Raw genomic sequence first — 15312 nt, forward strand, 5'->3', positions numbered from 1 at the left:
TGGGCAACCTAACGCCTAAATGGCGATTTATTATGAGTTGAGTGCTGAGAATGCCCTTTAGTTATGAAAAGATTACCACCCATTTTGGTCATATCTTCCCCACCCATGTAGAGGAGTTGTGCGAGTTACTGATCGTATTACGTAAGCAATTTTTTGGTGATCTCGACTTAATGCTGATCTTGGCCATTATTGGCTCACGCGCACTACCAGCAAGACAAACCACCGCCATGACCTATCAAGAGTTTCAGGCAAGCGATAAACCAGCCGCCAACGTACAACCCATTAATATTCAATCGGTCGCTGAATGCAGTGGCATCGCCCGAGAAACAGTACGCCGCAAAGTCAATAAATTGGAGCAATTAGGCTACGTACATCGTGACACCCAAGGCATGCTAAAAATTACCGCAAAAGCGACCACTGAGCTGACTGTATCTACCGAAGCCAGTGTGCAATATCTGGTTGCCCTAGGTGCCAGCGGCATTGCTTTTAATAAAAAAGAGTTCGAGTAAATATCGAGACAGCACGCCTTTAAATAACAAATATAAAACTGGCGAATACCAACCGCCCCTACAGAAGACATAAAAATCTGATCAGTTAGTTTTCCAGATTGGTATAAGCCTAGATTACTGACCAAACCGTTGTAGTTGCATCTCTTTTAATCGGCTTAGCGTACGCCGAAAAGGAAACGCCAACGCACCTTGTACATATAACTCATCCAGCGGCACTGCGGCACTTAAATACAAGGGGATCTGGCGGTCGTAGCACTCATCAACCAAAGCAATAAAGCGCCGTACACCATCATCTTGACGGGATAATACGGGAAGTAGTCTATCCCCTGCTGCTACCTGAACCACGCCATCTTCGGTGCCTCGGGCGATAGCATTTTGCTGATTACTACCCGTTAACTTGGGCACGTCGCTGAGCAATATATGCGAAAATTCATCACATAGTTCAATAAAGTCCGGCGCGGCCAAGGGTTGCTCGCATAAGTCGGCATAACCACACCACAACACCTGCGCACTGCGCCGTATCACCTTAATATTTCTGTGACCCAAGTGCAGTGGCCTATCGTGCGCTGTTCCTTGCGCTAACTCAGTAAATACCGCTGCTAATGCCTGAGGTTCGTTAACCCAAAATCGCAGATGTTGCTGGCCGGGGTGCAAACGGTGATCTTCTTCACCATTCACACTTAGCACCTGCATGTGTCGGTTAATCGCATCAATAGCCGGTAGTAAACGCTCACGATTGAAACCATTTTCATAGAGTTTTTCTGGCGGCTGGTTAGAGGTCACAATTAACGTCAAACCCTGTTCAAACAACTGTTGTAATAAACGACTCAGCAACATCACATCGCCAATGTCATTAATAAACAGCTCATCCAAACACAATACTTTGGCCTTACTCGCTAACTCTTGTGCTAGCAGGCTCAGCGGATCTTGCTGTCCGGTAAGCTGAAACAATCGTTTATGTACCCAGCGCATAAAGTGATGAAAATGCATTCGCTGGGCTGGCACACTTAGGCCGCTCGTTAAGCTTTGATAAAAACGGTCCATTAGCCACGTTTTACCCCGCCCAACCGGCCCCCACAAATACACACCACAGATAACGGCGTCACCAGCCTCTAATTGCTGATAACACCGCTCTAAACACTCAACGGCCCGCAGTTGAGCGCTATCTTCTTTAAAACCGGCGTTTAGTGCCTGCTGATAGGCCAGATAAGGAGAAAGTGCCGCCATTAAACCCCCGTTAATTAGAATGCCACCCTATTAAGCCAGACTTGGCCCACAAATAGAAACGGCCTGTTCTGCAAGCAGAACAGGCCGTTAACCCAAAAGCGGTGGTGATTAAGCCAAGGCTTTTACCAGCTCTAATACATCCTGTTCAACGCCATCCAGCTCTGCATCCCAGTTAGGACCAATGCGCACGCCATCTTCCGACATATCTTCTACCCATATTTCTAAAAATTCGGGTAAAGTAATCTCAAAGGGAACATATTCGGCCCACTCGTCGATACACTGGGTTTTTGCCTCGCTCTCGCGAGACCATACAGGCATAACTTCGGTATCTTCAAACTCGGACGAGTCACAAACGACCCACTCCTCTCCGAAGCGCAACCCCCACATTACTCGGTTGGCGGTTACTTCGTCGAGAAAACGCTGGTAATTTTGCTGATGGCTATCGCTCATGTCATTCACCTTTGGGCTGATAACGGGGAAGATACCCCTAATGGGGCGATACTGAACCAAATCCCCCCTAGACTCAATCAAAACAATACTAATACAGCGACACACCAGAGCCAAATGTCCATATCAAATAATAGGAGGTGGAGTATGCAATTACCCGCCAGAAAATACGTTGCTAGCCTAGATGTAGATGCTCAATACACTTTTACTCCCGTTTGCCCCAACGAGCTGCCCGTCCCCGGTGGTGACACCATTGCAAACGAACTCAACCATCAGGCACAATTTGGCGCTTATCGTCTTGGCTCTAAAGATGCCCACTCACCTCAGGCGCTCTGGGTAAGTAACGAGCAGCATCCTCCTTTTAGTCCGGTTGATGGCGCCAACATGGACATTCGCTGGCCAAGTCATGCGGTGCCCGGCACCAAAGGATTTGAGCTGCTAGCCGGCTTGCCGCACCCAGCCGACTACGATTTTTTTGTGTGGAAAGGCGTAGAACCAGACATGCATCCTTACGGTGCTTGTTATCACGACTTAGCCGAGCGCATGAGTACCGGTATTATCGAATATTTACGGGCAAATAAGGTAAGCACGGTGATCGTCGGCGGGCTCGCCACAGACTACTGTGTATGCCACACCGTATTGCAATTATTAGCAGCGGGATTCGAGGTGATCGTTAATCGTGCTGCTACTTTTGGTGTCGCCGATAAGACCAGCCGTCACGCCATTGCCGAGATGATCCAGCACGGTGCCCACTTTGTGCACCACAGTGCTGAGTTGGAGCAAGCCAATGACTGAGCTTAAAACAAAAAATGTAATTCAATCTTTGCTTGATACCGACTTATATAAGTTCACCATGATGCAGACCGTACTGCATCAACACCCCGCAGCCGAAGTGGAATACCATTTTCGCAGCCGTAATCTCGACTTAGACTTCAGTGACTGCCTCGACGAAATAGAAGCCGAAATAGCGCATTTGTGTCAGCTTCGTTTAACCGAAGAAGAACTAACTTACCTAGGCCAACTCGACTATATTAAGCCCGATTTCATTCACTTTTTACGGCTGTTTCGCCTCGATCAACGCTTTATTCACTTAAGCTGCCATCAAGGTACCCTAGAGCTAAAGATTCACGGCCCTTGGTTACATACCATTTTATTTGAAGTGCCTGTGCTGGCGATTATCAGCGAAGTCTATTGTCGCCGTCATCACCCCAATCCAGACTTGGCCGGCGCTCGCTCACGACTACAAGACAAAATTAGTCTCGTAAAAAGTAACGACGCCCATGCAGATTTTCGTTTTTCCGATTTTGGTACCCGCCGCCGTTACTCGCGTCTTTGGCAGCAAGAGGTGGTGCAAGAACTGGCTCAGCAACTGCCACTGCAATTTAGTGGCACCAGTAATCTGGACCTAGCTCGTCGCTTCAATCTTAAACCAGTGGGCACCTTGGCCCATGAATTTATGCAGGCTTTTCAGGCGTTAGGGCCTCGACTTATCGATAGCCAAAAGATGGCGTTAGAAGCGTGGGTTCATGAATATCGCGGCCAATTAGGCATTGCCCTCACCGATGTGGTGGGCATGGACGCCTTTTTACGGGATTTTGATTTGTACTTTGCCAAGCTATTCGATGGCCTGCGCCAAGACTCAGGCGATCCAGTAGAGTGGACCGAAAAAGCGCTAGCGCACTATCGTCGGTTAAACATAGATCCGCGCAGCAAAACCTTTGTCTATAGCGATGGCCTAACCATGCACAGTGCTCTCGATTTATATAGACAATTTCGCGACGAGTGTCGGCCAGCCTTTGGCATCGGTACCCATTTAACCAACGACATCATGAGCCATTCGCCGATTAATATTGTGCTAAAAATGACCCGTTGTAATGGCCAAGCCGTGGCTAAATTGTCCGACAGCCCGGGCAAGGCGATGAGCGATGACGAAGGCTATATGGCCTATTTGGCGCAAGTATTCGAGGTCGATTTAGCGACTGTAAAGTAAATAAAAACGGCCAGCAAATGCTGGCCGTTTTTTTCTGTAATGTCTATTTCGTTAGCCGCTTTAGTTGGCAGTGAGGGTACGGCCGTCTTTAGCAAAGATAACCAAGCCGCCGTTGGCATTCCACTCAATACGTTGGGCATGCCCCAACACATCTAACATGGTGCGCTCGTGCTGCATTTGCGCATCGCTGCACATCATCATGGTGCCCGCTAGCTGGGAGGCGCTTAACTTGTCGCCTTGCAACTGATAGCTACCGTTAAAGCTGTTACAAAACGCGCGCCCATACAAACGGCCATCGTCGCCAAAATGAATGCTGGTTTCGGCATCTGCTACGGCCTCGGCGGGCACCGATACATCTTCACCGTTTAGATTGGTCACCTGCCATTCTCTGCTCTGCAGCAACGCCTTTGGATCGGACACACACTCGGGATATGCCTGACCGTTTACGGTTAGCAGAGCCATGTCTGCCTTGCTCCAAAATTCGGTGTTGCCGTCGTTGGCCAACTGAAAGCGAGCGCCAGAGGCTGACTTGACCAGATCTAGAGTCAGAGTCTGCTCGTTAAGCTGCAAATGCGCCTGATCATCGGCAAATTTCACCTGAATACGCTGCTCACCGCATTGCATTACACTGCGAGATTGGTAATCGGTTACCTGCTGCAATAGCAGATTGCCCATATCTGTCAGGCCCGGCTCGACGGTCACACCAATGGGGGCGCTGCGCCAGCTCTCCAGCCCCTGCTCTTTAATGACCGCACTCAAGCTGTAAGCACCCGAGTTCAACTCCCGGGTATTAACGGTCACATTAAACGGAACGGGCAGCGCCTGCTTATCCAGATCGATCTGCTGTTGGGCAATAATGGCACCATTGGCGACGCTGGTATCACGTACCGTTACTTCGGCTACGCTATTCGGCGCCAGCGCAATACGAGACAAGTAAGATAAGCTACCAGTTATCTGCTGCTGTTGGGTCACATCATTTTGCCCAGCACAACCGCTAAGCGCCGTCATGGCTACAGCCGAAGTTAATGCAAGGGAAGTTAGTCTATTCATAAATACACCTCAAATAATAAGGTACCATCATCCTTGAGCAAAAGTGCACGTCCGCTTGCAATTCAGAAGTTAGAGTAAGAAACCTAATTACAATATAGGGTGTGATAAATAAAAGCGCTAGCTAATGGCAAAAGTCCGGCCTTTACCCCGTAAACCACCACCATTGCGACACAAGCAGACGGCGCTGCGCGATATTGCAGGATGCCTGCACAAAACGTCATTCTGATGCACAGGTTCAAAGCAATACGACGATATATGCAATCTCGGAGCAAAGATGCCGCCTTGCGGCATTGCGCAGCTAAAGCAGCGCCTACAAAAACCAGACCCTCGCACCTTGTAGTAGCTGCTTTAGCTGCTAAATCCGGCAACGCCGGATCTGATGCACAGGTTCCACCCTTTGCCATCAAATAAGTTCACTGGTTCAAGGCTCAATCCAGCGCCAGCCAGGTGGTTTTCAACTCACTAAACTTGTCAAATGCATGTAATGACTGATCTCGGCCGTTACCACTTTTTTTCATGCCGCCCAATGGCACCGTCATGTCACCCTCGTTATAGCTATTGATAAATACCGAGCCAACTTTAAGCTTGCGCGCCAGCCTATGGGCCCGCTGTAGATTAGCAGTCCATACTCCCGCACTTTGGCCGTATTTGCTGCTATTGGCGAGGTGCAGCGCTTCTTGTTCATTACTAAACGTGGCCATCACCAATACGGGCCCGAATATTTCTTCATTTACTATGCGCATGTTCGGCGTTACTTGTTCTAACACGGTCGGCCCCATAAAATTACCTGGGTGATCTCGGCCATCCAAGGTTAGTTTGGCGCCTTCTTCTACCCCCAGATTAATATAACGGCACACACTAGCATGATGATTTTGATCGATCAGCGGCCCCATGATCGACTGCGGATCGAGCGGGTCCATAGGCACGAAGGCGGCGGCAGCCTTCCTAAATTCAGCCATAAAAGCGTCTTTTATACTCGCCTCCACTAATAGACGAGCACCGGCAATACACACTTCACCCTGATTATAAAAAATGGCGGCGGCACAGGTTGTTGCCGCTTTGGTCAGATCGGGGCAATCCGCAAACACAATATTGGCACTTTTTCCGCCTCCTTCAATCCATACCCGCTTCATGTTAGAACTGCCCGCATACTCCAGTAAGCGACGTCCTACTCCGGTAGAGCCAGTAAAGCTCAAACAATCAACATCGTGATGTAAAGCCAGCGCCTTGCCCGCCTCTAAACCCAAACCAGGGATAATATTTAATACTCCATCTGGCAGCCCCGCTTTTTTGGCCAAAGCCCCTAAACGAATGGCACTTAAGGGGGACTTTTCTGATGGCTTAAGTACCACTGAGTTGCCCGTGGCCAACGCCGAGCCTATCTTCCAGCACGCCAGCAACAGCGGAAAATTCCACGGCACAATGGCCGCTACCACCCCCACAGGCTCTCGCGTTATCAATGCCACTACATTGCTGGCAGTAGGTGCAACTTCACCGTACACCTTATCAACCGCCTCACCATACCAACGTATAGCGTGTACGGCGCCAGGAATATCATCACTCAGGCTATGGCGAATCGGTTTACCTGTATTCAGCGTGTCTAACAGTGCCAGTTCATGCTGATGCTTTTCTATTAATGCCGCAAAACGCAGTAATACCGCCTTACGCTCAGCGGGTGACGTATCTGACCACACACCTGACTCAAAGCTACTTCTTGCCGCGACTACCGCTTTATTTACATCGGTTTCTTGCGCCCGACTCACTTCAACCAGCAGTTGCTCTGTTGCCGGATTAATACAGCTAAAGTATTCACCCGCCTGTGCTTTTTGATATTTCCCCGCAATAAACAATCGGTGCTCTAGGGTTAACGTGCTTGCTAGTTCCTGCCAATACGCCTTGTCTTTATATTCCATAATGACCCCTGCATGTTGTAGCTTGATGTCGAGCAATAAGACGCTGCAATAGCTTTTACTCTAATCGGCTAAAGCAAAGGCGGCAAATAACAAACACTAAAAACTATTTTTGCGACTAAAGCAGTGCCAGAAGCGGCATCATTCCAACATATTTCACGAATGTAGTGGCCGCTCAAAGCAGGCTTCTCCTGTACGGTGAGTTAGATAATAAAAAAGCCGCTGCTGCGGCTTTTTTATTATTCTTTGGCCTATGCCAGAATGCTCAGCCCGGCTTTTACAAACCCGTTAGCAGCAGCTTAATGGCGCCGCCCACTAAGGTGAGTAGCAGTACACCACCCAAATAGATGGCCGCAAACCACAACCAGCTTTTTTTCTTACTCATAAGTTAAAGCCATGATTAATACCCTTCTTCAAAGTCTTCAACCTTGCCCGAGAAAATGCGATAGCCCCACAGGGTGTAAGCACAAATTAACGGTAAGAAAATGAGAATACCGGGCAGTAAAAAGGTCAAACTAGAGTCAGGCGCACTGGCTTCCCACAAGGTTAGCTGATGCGGAATCAGGTAGGGGAATAAGCCTACTACTAGCCCTGCAAACCCTAAAATAAACAACCCTACCGCTAGCCAAAACGGGCGCGTCTCGTGAGGATCGCCGTCTAGGTCGCGATACAGCAACCAACCGAACAACGCACTCAGCAAGGGTAGTGGCAACAGCAGAATAAAGTTAATGCCGTCAAACCAGCGCGCGCGCACTTCGGTATTGGCATACAGGGTCCACAGGCTCACAATCACCAGAATCACCATGAGGGCGATCACCAGCTTGCGGCCCAGATGAGCGGAGCGCGCCATAATCTCGCCTCGGCTTTTCATCACCAAATAGCAGCAGGCCAGCAAAGCATAGGCGGTCATCAGCGCAAAGCCGGTAAACACGCTAAAGGGCGTCAGCCAGTCTAGCGCGCCCTGATCGCCGGCTTTACCCCCCTGTACCACGGCCCCCAAAATGGTGCCTTGGCAAAAAGTCGCCACCGCAGAGCCCAAGAAGAAAGCCCAATCCCACAAGTGTTTAGAGCGATGCGCCTTAAAGCGATATTCAAAAGCTACGCCACGAAAAATAAGTCCAATCAGCATAATAATGATTGGCGTATACATGGTCGATAAAATGCCGGCATAGGCTGCAGGAAACGCGGCAAATAACACCACGCCACCAAACACTAACCAAGTTTCGTTACCGTCCCACACGTGTGAAATAGAGCGCATCATGTGGTCGCGCTCGCCTTCACTTTTAAACCAGGGATACAAGATGCCGAGGCCAAGATCGAAGCCATCAAGCACCACATACATTAGGACCGCAAAGCCCAGTAATAAATAATAAAACAGTGCCAGATCCATATTATTTCTCCACCACGTCGCGTTGTAGTTTTTTCACCCACTCGAGGGCAAAGCTAGGTGCATTTACACCAATCATATGCTGCTCTAAGGTCGCCATATTGGGCGGACCTTTGCGCACTAACTTCGCCATAAAGTACAAATACACTAACAGCAGCGTGCTATAGGTCAGCACAAACAAGGTGAGCGAAAACAATACTCGTTCGGCAGGCAGTGGCGTCACCACTTCCATAGTGCGTACCAGTCCATGTACCAACCAAGGCTGACGGCCTACTTCGGTTACGTACCAACCCGCCAACGTACAAATTACGCCAGCAGGGATCATCATGTTCATCAACAATAAAAAGGGTTTGCTCTCAAACGTCCCACCTTTTCGGCGCAACCACAGGCCCCAAACAGCGGCGGCAATCATTAACATGCCTAAGCCGACCATAATGCGAAACGAGAAGAATATTAAGGGCACATAAGGCCGGTCTTCAGCCGGCACCGATTTTAGCCCTTGCAACTCGCCGTCTAATGAGTGGGTTAAGATGAGTGACGCCACCTTGGGCACTTTTATTTCAAAGTGGTTGGTTTCATTTTCCATATCAGGAATGGCGAACAGCAATAACGGTGCGCCGGTTTCTGTAGCGGGCCAAATACCTTCCATGGCCGCGATTTTAACTGGCTGATGCTCTTTTGTGTTCAAACCATGAGCATCACCCACCATCAGCTGCAACGGTGCCAGAACCAAAGCCGCCCATAACGCCATCGATAAGCCTTTGCGCGCAAAGGCCACATCACGATTTTTACGTAAATACCAGGCGCTGACGCCACCAATCACAAAGGTAGCCGTCAGCATGGCGGCCAACAGCATGTGTGTTAAGCGATAGGGCATGGAAGGGTTAAAAATTACTTCCATCCAGCTTTCCACTTCAAAACGACCGTCTACTATCTTGTGACCAGCCGGTGTTTGCATCCAAGAGTTAGCGGCAATAATCCAAAACGACGATATCCAAGTACCCACCGCCACCACGCAAGTAGCAAAGTAGTGCAGCTTTTCACCCACGCGTTGCCAACCAAATAGCATAACGCCTAAGAATCCCGCTTCTAAGAAGAACGCAGTTAATACTTCATAGGCCAACAGTGGCCCCAAGACCGGCCCCACTAACTCGGAAAATTTAGAGAAGTTAGTTCCAAATTCATAAGACAGCACAATGCCACTGACTACCCCCATACCAAAGGTAATGGCAAACGGTTTAATCCAGAATTTAGCGAGTTGAAAGTAAACTGGATTGCGGGTTTTCAGCCATAGGCCTTCCCAAATCGCAATCGCGGTGGCTAAACCAATGGTAATGGCCGGAAAAATAATGTGAAAGCTGATAGTAAACGCAAATTGAATTCGCGACAGCATGGCTGAATCTAAGTCCATATTGCCTCCTTATGTACGTTGAAAACAATTAACTGCCGCAGGCAGAGTAGCCAAGAGTAGAACAATAAAGATGGCAGAAAATTCTAAAATTAAAGTGGTAATGTTCATAAATACGCTCGCAGAGTGAAGGCAATATAACAATACGCTTAATAAGCATAAACTGTGCCACTAACAAAAAAACCTGCAATTACCTTAACTTAGATCAAGTCCCCTGCTAACACTTGCTCCAACCGACAACTAGGTTTACAGTTCCCGACGGCCTGACTGTAAACCTTATTTACAGCGAGATTATTTTTACACCCACAATTTCCACAAACCCAAGGATACTGCATGGCGCTCGATCTCGCCTTTGAACTGATGATGCTGCTTACTGCAGGCAGCGCATTATTAGTATCCGCTTGGCTATTTTGGCGGGCCCAAAGCCAGCACAGCATGAAGGCACTGGCCGGATTTGGCATTATGATGGCGCTGTGGTGCTGCGGCCATGTGGCAATTTTTTATGGCAAAACGGGGCTGGGCAACGCGCTCATTTTAGCAAATCCTCTGATGCCTACCTTTTTTCTCGACTTTGCCATTGGCTTTGTTAACCAAGGGCCAGCCCAGCGCCCTTGGTTAAGTCGCCTCGCCCGCCACCGCGCCTTATTATATGTCGCCGCCCTGCTGGTGCTGGGAGGCAGCTTATTGGGTGAAGGGGGCAATGTGATCGCATTTGGCCCCTTTAGTCACTACTTCGTATTCAGTGGTATCGGCTGGTTTAATATCGCATATACCATTGGCGTAGGCATAGTGGCCCATGCGTTGTTACTGTGGGGCTGGAAAATGCACAGTGGCAATCGCCGCCGCTCTATTGCCGCTATGTTTATTGCCGGTGCCTGGGGCTTATTGCTGGCCAGCAGCTTTATTTTTCCGTCTCTCGGCCTACATTGGTATCCGTGGCCAATGCTGCTATTGCCCAGCTATGTGGTGCTATTGGTGTACGGCGTAGTGCGCTATCAAATGTTAGAGGTCAACGCCTGGGCCAACCGTGCACTACTGTGGATTTTAATGACACTATTGGTGCTAGGGATCATAGCGCTGTTTAGCTCTTTGGCGGGGCCTTTTGGCATGCAAGCGCTGGCTAATGTGCCCAATTGGCAGTTGTGGCTGTACTCCATGCTGTTACTCACCTTGGCGTTAGCGCTCTATCAACCGGTTAGCAAACTGGTTGCACGGCTTATTTATCCTGGCAGCCAATTAAATGAACAACAGTTAAACAGTTGGCAGCATCATTTAGCACAAGCCCACGACTGGCCTGAGTTAAGCCGCATTGCCGAACAACTGCTCGGTCAGCAAATGGGCCAATCCGCTTGCGTGTTATTACAACCACACACCTTTGTTATGCCCCCTGTTATTGGTCCTTGCATCATTTGTTATTACCAGCCATTAAAGTGGCAATCATCTTTGCAGGGCTTTGATGATGTAACTCCAAGCGTCAGGCTCACCGCAGAAGTGTTTGCCTCTTTGCTTACCACGCGCTGCAGCTTATTAGAGCGCTCATTACAGTTGGCCGAAGCCGAGCGTACACGGTTGTCTGATCAGCATTTAGTAGAGCTAGGCGGGCTGTCGGCGGCCATGGCGCACGAACTGCGCAACCCCCTTAATATTATTTCAATGGCATCGGCTGGCCTAGAAGTCGGGCGCAAAGCGATAATCCAAGCGCAACTTAAGCGCGCCGACCGCCTTATTTCTGACATGCTCACCTATTCTGGCAATATCTCAGTGCACCGCACCCCGGTACCGTTAGCGTCATTACTTAGCAGCTTACGCCCGCAATTTGACTGGCATAAGACCAAATTTGACTGTCAAATTGCCAACAACGTGCTTATTTTGGCAGACACCTATCGACTGCAACAAGTACTGGTTAATCTCATTGATAACGCGCTGTCTTTTGTACGTAATCAAGAAAATGGGATCATTTGCATTACTGCTGGTGAAGGGCCACAAGCCAACAGCATTATCCGCGTGCACAACAATGGCCCAGCCATTGCTCCCGACATGCTAGCCCATTTATTTCGCCCCTTTGTTAGCAAGCGCAGTGGCGGCAGCGGATTAGGGTTGTCTATTGTGCGCCGAATTATGGATGCCCATGGTGGCCACATCACTCATCGCTGCGATCTAGGCTGGCCCGTCACTTTTGAGCTTTATTTTCCTGAGGAACATCCATGAGTCTGCCCCGTATCGTGTTAATTGATGACGAACCCGCATTTCGCACCTTAAGCGCACAATGGTTACAAGCAGAAGGTTATCAAGTACAAACTGGGGCCAGTTTAGCCGAACTGTACAGCCTGCTTAGCCATTTTGACGCCGATTTAATTTTGCTCGACTTATCACTGCCACCGCACTTTGATCCCCAACATACCTTGGCGGCCTTACCCCAATTAATTGAGCGGCCGGTAATTATTTTAACTGGCCATGGTGAGCGCGAGCTGGCACTAGAGGCATTGCGCCAAGGTGCGTGGGATTTTTTAGCCAAACCGATAGATCCAGATATGCTAGCGGTGGTGGTTAAACGAGCACTCACTAAGCATAAATTGGTGCGCGAGCTAAATTGCCTTAAGCACAACTTGGGCGGCCAACAAGCGTTAAATACGCTTATTGGTGCTTCCGCCTCCATGAATAATATTCGCGCCTTAGTGCAACGTATTGCCCCCACCGACGTGCGCGTATTAGTCACAGGCCCTTCGGGTACCGGTAAAGAAGTGATCTCGCGTGCGATTCATGATCTAAGCAACCGCGCCAATCAGCCATTTATTTCGGTGCACTGCGGGGCCATTCCGGCCGAGTTGCTAGAAAGCGAATTATTTGGCCACACCAAAGGCGCCTTTACCGGGGCCGATAAAGCACGCACAGGACTATTAAAACTGGCTGACGGTGGCACGCTGTTTTTAGATGAAATTGGTGATACGCCATTAGCCATGCAAGTAAAGCTATTGCGGGTATTACAAGAAGGCAGCTTTTATCCCGTAGGAGGGCGCAGTCTAGAAACAATTGACGTGCGGCTGGTGTCGGCGACCAATGCTGATTTGGCAGAAAAAGTACGACAGGGAGAGTTTAGAGAAGATCTGTTTTATCGTATTAAAGGGGTGAATATAGAAACACGGCCACTTGATGAGCGGCCAGAAGACATTCCCTTGCTGATTAAACACTTTTTAGAGTTGCAGGCACACTCTCATCAACAGCCACCAATGAACCCCGACACCCCGGCCTTTAACTGGTTTATTCAGCGCAGCTGGCCCGGCAACGTGCGTGAATTAAAAAGCGCACTCGACAGCGTAGCCGCCATTGCCCGCAACGGCGTGATCACCTTAGACGACATCGGCCTGCTTTATCCTGATGCGCAAGTTTCATCCCGCCCCCAAGCTCCCGCTCACCCCGGCGACAGCCTAGACGCCCAAGTGCGCGCGCTAGAAATATCACTCATCAGCCAAGCTCTCACCAAACACCTGAACAATCGCACCCACGCCGCCCAAGCCCTCGGCCTATCGCGACAAGGGCTGTTAAAGAAGATTGAGAGGTACGGGTTATAGGGAAAGCCGTCAGCTTTAAGCGGTAAGCTGCCAGCTGGCTGGGCGCTTGGTGATCGGCGCCATCTCTTCTTATTTCAAATTAAAATAAAATACGATCAGCAAGGCGATCGGGGTCAAGTAACGAACCACCGGAAACCACACCTTGTGCCACGCGCCCAGCTCACTGGCGGAATGTTCGGGTTTCATTTTCCAACCAACAAACACCGCGATCAGCAAGGCGACGACCGGCATCATGATGTTAGCGGTTAAATAGTCGTATAAATCAAATAGGGTTTTTCCTTCAAAGCGGGCAAACATATCCAGCGGGGTAAAATCACTCCACACGTTTAATGATAATAACGTGGTAATTCCCACCAACCAGGCTGCAAGGCCACCGCCAATGGCCGCTTTTACGCGTCCTATGCCTTTTTCGTTTAGGTAGCTAACCAACGACTCCAACATAGAGATAGACGACGTCCAGGCGGCAAACAGCAGCAGCACAAAAAACAACGTGGCAAAGAATCCGCCGCCCGGCATTTGACCAAAGGCTACTGGCAAGGTGACAAAAATTAAGCCAGGGCCTTCGCCCGCAGCCAAGCCATGGGCAAATACGATCGGAAAAATAGCCAAACCAGCTAACAGCGCCACGCCGGTGTCCATGACCGCGATCACGACGGCGGTGCGCGCAATGGAAACGTGTTTCGGCAAATAGGCACCGTAGGCCATCATGGCACCACTGGCCAGACTCAGGGTAAAGAAGGCATGGCCCAGGGCAGTCAGTATCGCTTCGGCGGTGAGCGCGGAAAAGTCCGGCTTGAACAAAAAGCTCACCGCTTCACCAAAGTGCCCGGTGGTGGCCGCGTAGCCCACCAAAATAAGCAACAATATGAACAGCGCGGGCATCAACTTAGTCACGGCACGCTCGAGCCCATGGCGAACGCCGCCGGCCGATACCAGTACGGTCAGGCCCATAAAGATGGAATGCCACAATAGTAATTGCCAGGGAGAGGCCAGTAAGCCGCCAAATAAGGCTCCCGAGTCTTCTGCGCTTATGTCGCTAAAACTGCCACTCATAGCCGATATAATATAAGGCATGGTCCAGCCGGCAATCACGCTGTAAAACGACAAAATTATAAACGCCGCCAATGTGGCCATAATACCCACACCGACCCAGTGTTTACTGCGGCCTTCTGCCTTAGCCACCACCGCCATGGTGCCAATCGGGCTTTTGCCACCGCGTCGCCCCACCATTACTTCCGACATCATCAGCGGCAAACCAATAACGGCTATACACGCCAAATACACCAACACAAAGGCACCGCCGCCGTTTTCGCCGGTAATATAAGGAAACTTCCAAATATTACCCAAGCCAACGGCCGAGCCAACCGCGGCCATAATAAACACAAAACGACTAGACCATAGCGCGGGGCTAATCGAGGTGGGTTGGCCTTGGGCCATTTGCTTGTTATGGGGCACGGGCGCTGCCACTCCTGTTGGTGTATTTGTATTCAACGCTTGAAACTAAACGTCTTACGTAACAAAAATGCCAGCATCCTAGATCGGTGTAAAGGATAGCTGACAGCATGTCCTGCTATATTGCCACTAATGGCTAAAATAAAAAATGGGTAAAATTAGCGCCGAGCGCCCAGCACCAAGCGCTGAGCTAAATCAGTACATCAGAATCGACGTTGCTGGCTTTGTTTTTGTGTCTCGTTCCCATGCGCGACAACGGAATACAGATCGGGTCGCTCTGCGACTGCACTTGACTTGTTGGAATGGCCCCGAATAAGTAGACACTTCTTCAGAGTGAGGAAGTGTATGCAATACCGAACCAAA

At 49.7% G+C, this 15312-nt stretch carries 12 protein-coding genes; 5 read left to right on the top strand and 7 right to left on the bottom strand.

Annotated features, from left to right (window positions below):
• The first annotated feature begins 50 nt into the window (after positions 1–50).
• Positions 51–509: a hypothetical protein gene (locus ACFQ1C_RS05615; protein WP_379557616.1), complete on the top strand. Its 459-nt coding sequence runs from the start codon at positions 51–53 to the stop codon at positions 507–509.
• A gap of 114 nt (positions 510–623) precedes the next feature.
• Here the strand turns inward: ACFQ1C_RS05615 and zapE are convergent, their stop codons facing one another.
• Positions 624–1736: a cell division protein ZapE gene (zapE, locus tag ACFQ1C_RS05620; protein WP_379557617.1), complete on the bottom strand. Its 1113-nt coding sequence runs from the start codon at positions 1734–1736 to the stop codon at positions 624–626.
• Positions 1737–1844: 108 nt separating this feature from the next.
• On the bottom strand, positions 1845–2186 hold the full coding sequence (locus ACFQ1C_RS05625) for a DUF2750 domain-containing protein (RefSeq protein ID WP_379557618.1): 342 nt from the start codon (positions 2184–2186) through the stop codon (positions 1845–1847).
• A 144-nt stretch (positions 2187–2330) separates the two neighbouring features.
• On the opposite strand from ACFQ1C_RS05625, the gene ACFQ1C_RS05630 reads away from it, so the two are divergent.
• Positions 2331–2978 (top strand): isochorismatase family protein, encoded by a 648-nt coding sequence (locus ACFQ1C_RS05630; RefSeq protein WP_379557619.1) that lies wholly within the window; start codon positions 2331–2333, stop codon positions 2976–2978.
• Complete coding sequence (gene pncB, locus ACFQ1C_RS05635) at positions 2971–4173, top strand: nicotinate phosphoribosyltransferase (RefSeq protein WP_379557620.1); 1203 nt, start codon at positions 2971–2973, stop codon at positions 4171–4173. The genes ACFQ1C_RS05630 and pncB overlap by 8 nt, the downstream gene beginning before the upstream one ends.
• A 60-nt stretch (positions 4174–4233) precedes the next feature.
• Here the strand turns inward: pncB and ACFQ1C_RS05640 are convergent, their stop codons facing one another.
• The 4 genes from ACFQ1C_RS05640 to ACFQ1C_RS05655 all read right to left on the bottom strand — a co-directional run bounded on the left by ACFQ1C_RS05640 (position 4234) and on the right by ACFQ1C_RS05655 (position 9931).
• Positions 4234–5223 (bottom strand): META domain-containing protein, encoded by a 990-nt coding sequence (locus tag ACFQ1C_RS05640; RefSeq protein ID WP_379557621.1) that lies wholly within the window; start codon positions 5221–5223, stop codon positions 4234–4236.
• Between the two features lie 428 nt (positions 5224–5651).
• The gene (locus ACFQ1C_RS05645; protein WP_379557622.1) at positions 5652–7136 is read right to left on the bottom strand and encodes an aldehyde dehydrogenase; all 1485 of its coding nucleotides are present in this window, start codon (positions 7134–7136) and stop codon (positions 5652–5654) included.
• Between the two features lie 397 nt (positions 7137–7533).
• Positions 7534–8523, bottom strand: a complete 990-nt coding sequence (gene cydB, locus ACFQ1C_RS05650; RefSeq protein ID WP_379557623.1) for a cytochrome d ubiquinol oxidase subunit II — start codon at positions 8521–8523, stop codon at positions 7534–7536.
• A gap of 1 nt (position 8524) precedes the next feature.
• On the bottom strand, positions 8525–9931 hold the full coding sequence (locus ACFQ1C_RS05655; protein WP_379557624.1) for a cytochrome ubiquinol oxidase subunit I: 1407 nt from the start codon (positions 9929–9931) through the stop codon (positions 8525–8527).
• A 330-nt stretch (positions 9932–10261) separates the two neighbouring features.
• Between ACFQ1C_RS05655 and ACFQ1C_RS05660 the strand changes: the two genes are divergently transcribed.
• The gene (locus tag ACFQ1C_RS05660) at positions 10262–12136 is read left to right on the top strand and encodes an ATP-binding protein (RefSeq protein WP_379557625.1); all 1875 of its coding nucleotides are present in this window, start codon (positions 10262–10264) and stop codon (positions 12134–12136) included.
• Positions 12133–13497, top strand: coding sequence for a sigma-54-dependent transcriptional regulator (locus ACFQ1C_RS05665; RefSeq protein WP_379557626.1), 1365 nt, complete (start codon positions 12133–12135; stop codon positions 13495–13497). The genes ACFQ1C_RS05660 and ACFQ1C_RS05665 overlap by 4 nt, the downstream gene beginning before the upstream one ends.
• A gap of 69 nt (positions 13498–13566) precedes the next feature.
• Here ACFQ1C_RS05665 and ACFQ1C_RS05670 read toward each other — a convergent pair whose 3' ends face one another.
• Entirely contained in the window at positions 13567–14952 is a 1386-nt protein-coding gene (locus ACFQ1C_RS05670) for a sodium-dependent transporter (protein WP_379557627.1), read from the bottom strand.
• Positions 14953–15312: the final 360 nt, after the last annotated feature.

It is taken from the genome of Oceanisphaera ostreae (genome assembly GCF_042676125.1).
GTDB lineage: Bacteria > Pseudomonadota > Gammaproteobacteria > Enterobacterales > Aeromonadaceae > Oceanimonas > Oceanimonas ostreae.